The 4193-nt window shown below is 61.7% G+C and carries 5 protein-coding genes and 1 pseudogene; 5 read left to right on the forward strand and 1 reads right to left on the reverse strand.

Features of this window, described 5'->3' with window-relative positions:
* Positions 1–490 (forward strand): ABC transporter permease subunit (locus tag QCE63_RS35315; protein WP_309839879.1); only part of this gene is annotated, 490 nt, incomplete at its 5' end.
* 25 nt (positions 491–515) lie between these two features.
* On the forward strand, positions 516–1421 hold the full coding sequence (gene dapA / locus QCE63_RS35320; protein ID WP_309839881.1) for a 4-hydroxy-tetrahydrodipicolinate synthase: 906 nt from the start codon (positions 516–518) through the stop codon (positions 1419–1421).
* Here dapA and QCE63_RS35325 read toward each other — a convergent pair whose 3' ends face one another.
* Positions 1422–2249, reverse strand: coding sequence for an IclR family transcriptional regulator C-terminal domain-containing protein (locus QCE63_RS35325; RefSeq protein ID WP_309839883.1), 828 nt, complete (start codon positions 2247–2249; stop codon positions 1422–1424).
* A gap of 70 nt (positions 2250–2319) precedes the next feature.
* Between QCE63_RS35325 and proC the strand changes: the two genes are divergently transcribed.
* The 3 genes and pseudogenes from proC to QCE63_RS35340 form a co-directional block, all read left to right on the forward strand.
* The gene (gene proC / locus QCE63_RS35330) at positions 2320–3129 is read left to right on the forward strand and encodes a pyrroline-5-carboxylate reductase (protein ID WP_309839886.1); all 810 of its coding nucleotides are present in this window, start codon (positions 2320–2322) and stop codon (positions 3127–3129) included.
* Between the two features lie 27 nt (positions 3130–3156).
* Positions 3157–3906, forward strand: coding sequence for an electron transfer flavoprotein subunit beta/FixA family protein (locus QCE63_RS35335; protein WP_309839888.1), 750 nt, complete (start codon positions 3157–3159; stop codon positions 3904–3906).
* Between the two features lie 2 nt (positions 3907–3908).
* Positions 3909–4193: pseudogene (locus tag QCE63_RS35340) on the forward strand (electron transfer flavoprotein subunit alpha/FixB family protein); the annotation flags it as partial.

Consider the following 4193-nt stretch of genomic DNA (forward strand, 5'->3'; position numbering starts at 1 on the left):
GCTCGCGTTCGTGCTGGCGCCGATCGTGGTGCCGCGCATGATCCTGGCGGTGGGCGTGTTCTATTTCTTCGCGAAGATCGGTCTGGTGGGTTCGTCGCTCGGACTGGTGCTGGCGCACACGGTGGTGGCGGTGCCGTATGTCGTAATCACGATGATGGCGGTCCTGCGCAACTACGACACGCGTCTCGATCTGGCCGCGCAAAGCATGGGCGCACGCACGTTCACGACCCTCAGACGCGTAACGTTCCCGATCCTGAGCGCGGGCATGCTCTCGTCGTTCCTGTTCGCGTTCGCGACCTCGTTCGATGAGTTGACCATCGCGCTGTTCTCCTCAGGCGGATTGAGCACGACGTTGCCCAAGCAGTTCTGGGACGAGACCACGATGCAGATCTCGCCGGTCATTGCAGCCGTATCCACGCTGCTGTTTGTGTTCATCTCCATTCTGATTTCCATTGCCGACCGCTTGCGTCGTCGCGGCACGGCATCCTGAGCCATTCAAATTTAGAGAAAATCGTATGTCGCTGACGTCTCAATCCTTGCATGGCATCCTGCCCGCGATTCCCACGCCGGTGAATCCGGACGACACGATCAACGTCGATGCCACCCGCGCCTTGCTGCGCTATCTGCTCGAACAGGGCATCGACGGCGTGCTGCCGCTGGGCGGCACGGGCGAGTACGGCGCGCTGTCGAGTGAGCAGCGCGTGCGCATGGTCGAAATGACTGCGCGCGAAGCGGCGGGCCGCGTTCCGGTCATCGCCGGCGTGCTCGATCCGGGGTATCACGATGCAATGAAAGCCGCAAAGGATTTCGCCGGCGCCGGCGCCGACGCGTTGCTCGTGCTGACGCCGTACTACACGAACCCGACGCAGGCCGGCATCCGCGATTACTTCCTGCGCTATGCCGACGAATCCCCGGTGCCCATCCTGCTGTACGAGATTCCGTATCGCACGCGCATCGCAATTGCGCCCGAGGTCATTCATGAGTTGTCGAAGCATGAGCGCATCATCGGCATGAAGGCGTGCAACACCGACATGTATCACTTCCTGCGCGTGGTGGCAGGCGTCGATGATTCCTTCGCGGTGTTGAGCGGTGAAGACACCTTGTTCCCGCTGCATGTGGCGGCGGGCGCGCGTGGCGGTATCGTCGTGACGGCGTCGCTGTTGCCCACGGCATGGCGCCGTATCTTCGAACTCGCCAGCGCAGGCAAGACGCAGGAAGCGCTCGCGATGCATCGCTCGCTGATTCCGCTGATGAACCTCGCGTTCGCCGAAACCAATCCGGGTCCGATGAAGTCGGTCATGGACCTGATCGGCGTGAATGCGCCGGACATGCTTGCACCGCTGGTTCGTGCCGACGACACGCTGTCGGGCAACCTGCGCGCCGAGCTGACGAAGCAACTGGCGATCTTCGAAGGACGCTGATCAGCGACGCGACATCGGCAGCCGCGACTTCGAGATAGAGGTCGCGGCGACCTGCACATGCTTGACCAGTTCCGCCTCCACCCGCTCGATGGTCCAGCGCGTAGTGGGAACCGAGATGTTGACGGCAGCGACGGCGGTGCCGTCATGATCGGTGATCGGCGCGGCCACGGCGATGTCGCCCAGTACGGTTTCGTTCTCGATGACGCTATAGCCACGGCGCGATGCCTGATGCACGCGTTCGAGCAGTTTCTTTTGATCGGTTTCGGTATAGGGCGTCATGCGTTCGAGCGGCGTGCGCGCAACGATGGCCTTCAATTGTTTCTCGGGCAGCCGCGAAAGAATGGCGATGCCGGACGCTGTGTAGAGCGCGGGAAGTCGAGCGCCCAGGGCGATATCCACGTTGAACAGATGACGACCTGGAAAGCGCGCGACGAACACGATTTCATTGCCGTCGATCTCGTGTAGGTTCGTGGTTTCGCCGAGATGGCGGCTGATATCGAGCAGATACGGCGAGGCTTTATCGATCAGCTCGTTGGCGCGGATGTAGTTATATGAGAACTGCAGGACCTTGGTCGTGAGACGGTAGTCGCGCGTTTCGGGCACACGTGCCAGATAGCCGAGCGCCTCGAGCGTATGAACGATGCGTTGCGCGGCGCTGCGGTCCAGCGACGACGCCTTGGCGAGATCCGCAAGCGTCATCTGCCGGTTGGGACCGTCGAAGGCATGCAGCACACGGAAGGTCTTTTCAGCGGAGCCGACGAACAGCGAAGAGCGCTCGCCGGATGCTTCGCGCGTGCTGCGCGCGGACGTGGATGAAGCCTTGGGCATGGGACCAATGATTGTATTCCGATGGCTTCGATTGTAGTTCAATCAAAGATGCTTAACTCAGGAAAACGATATGAAAATCGCCTTCATCGGCGCGGGTAATCTTGCTTCGGCTCTGATGGGTGGACTCATTCAACGAGGCGCGACGCCGCATGATCTGCTGGCTGTCGATCCGGACGAAAGCAAGCGGCAAGCAGCCGCGCTCGAACTGGGTGTCGATACGGCGGAACGTCTCGAATCGGCGGAAGGCTTTGATGCTGTCGTGCTCGCCGTGAAGCCGCAGATCCTTCAGAAGGTGTGCGCCGCGCTTGCCCCGTTGCTGAAGCGGCCACTCGTCATCAGCGTCGCGGCGGGCGTGCGCATCGCGGATATCTCGCGCTGGCTCGGCGGTTATGCAGCCATCGTCCGGTCGATGCCGAACACGCCCGCGTTGATCGGCATGGGCATGACGGGACTGCACGCGGCCCCGGACGTGACGCCTGACATGCGCGATCAGGCGAATGCCGTCATGAATTCGGTCGGCGCGACGCTGTGGGTCGAGCACGAAGCGCAACTCGATGCGCTCACGGCCGTGTCGGGAAGCGGCCCGGCCTATGTGTTCTATTTCATCGAATCGTTGATCGCTGCGGGCGAACGCGCCGGGCTCGATGCCGGGCAGGCGCGCACGCTTGCACTGGAGACGTTCTTCGGTGCGTCGGCGCTGGCGCGGCAGTCGGATGAAACGGCGGCGGTGTTGCGTGAGCGGGTGACGTCGAAGGGCGGCACGACGGCCGCCGCGCTGGCCTCGTTCGAACAGTCAGGCATCAAGGAAGAAATCGGGCGCGGCGTGCGTGCGGCACAGGCGCGCTCGAATGAACTGGCCCGGGAACTGGGCGCGCAGTAAAGGCAATTTCACTCTCATCTCAAGCTTATGAAAGTTATCGTAACCGTCAAACGCGTGGTGGATTACAACGTGAAAGTCCGCGTGAAATCGGACAACACGGGCGTGGAACTCGCCAACGTGAAGATGTCGATGAACCCATTCGATGAAATCGCCGTTGAGGAAGCGGTGCGTCTGAAGGAAGCGGGCATCGCGACTGAAGTGATCGCCGTGTCGTGCGGCGTGACGCAGTGTCAGGAAACCTTGCGCACGGCGCTCGCCATCGGTGCGGATCGCGCGGTGCTGGTGGAGACGGCGGAAGAGCTTCAGCCGCTTGCCGTCGCCAAGATCCTGAAAGCGCTGGTTGATCAAGAGAAGCCCGAGCTTATCATTCTCGGCAAGCAGGCTATCGACGACGATTCTAATCAGACCGGTCAGATGCTGGCTGCATTAGCTGGCCTGCCGCAAGCGACGTTCGCGTCGAAGGTCGTGATTGCTGATGGCCGTGCATCGGTTTCGCGCGAGGTGGACGGCGGTGCGGAAACGCTGTCGCTGAAGCTGCCCGCAATCATCACGACGGACCTGCGCCTGAACGAGCCGCGTTATGTCACGCTGCCGAACATCATGAAGGCAAAGAAGAAGCCGCTCACCGCGGTGAAACCGGCGGATCTGGGCGTGGATGTCGCGCCGCGTTTGAAGACGCTGAAGGTCGTCGAGCCGCCGAAGCGCAGCGCCGGTATCACGGTGCCGGACGTGAAGACGCTGGTCGAGAAGCTGAAGAACGAAGCGAAGGTGATTTGAACATGATGATTCTGGTAATTGCGGAACACGACAACGCGTCGATCAAGGCAGCGACGCTGAATACGGTTGCGGCTGCAACTAAAATCGGCGGCGACGTGCATGTGCTGGTCGCGGGTTTGAACGCGCAAGGCGCAGCCGATGCCGCGGCGAAGATTGCAGGCGTGGCAAAAGTCCTGCTCGCCGATGCACCTCAACTCGCCGACGGCCTCGCGGAAAATGTCGAAGGCACGGTGCTGAACATCGCGAAGGATTATTCGCACATCCTGGCTCCGGCTACGGCTTACGGC

Source organism: Caballeronia sp. LZ065, assembly GCF_031450975.1.
Taxonomy (GTDB): Bacteria; Pseudomonadota; Gammaproteobacteria; order Burkholderiales; family Burkholderiaceae; genus Caballeronia.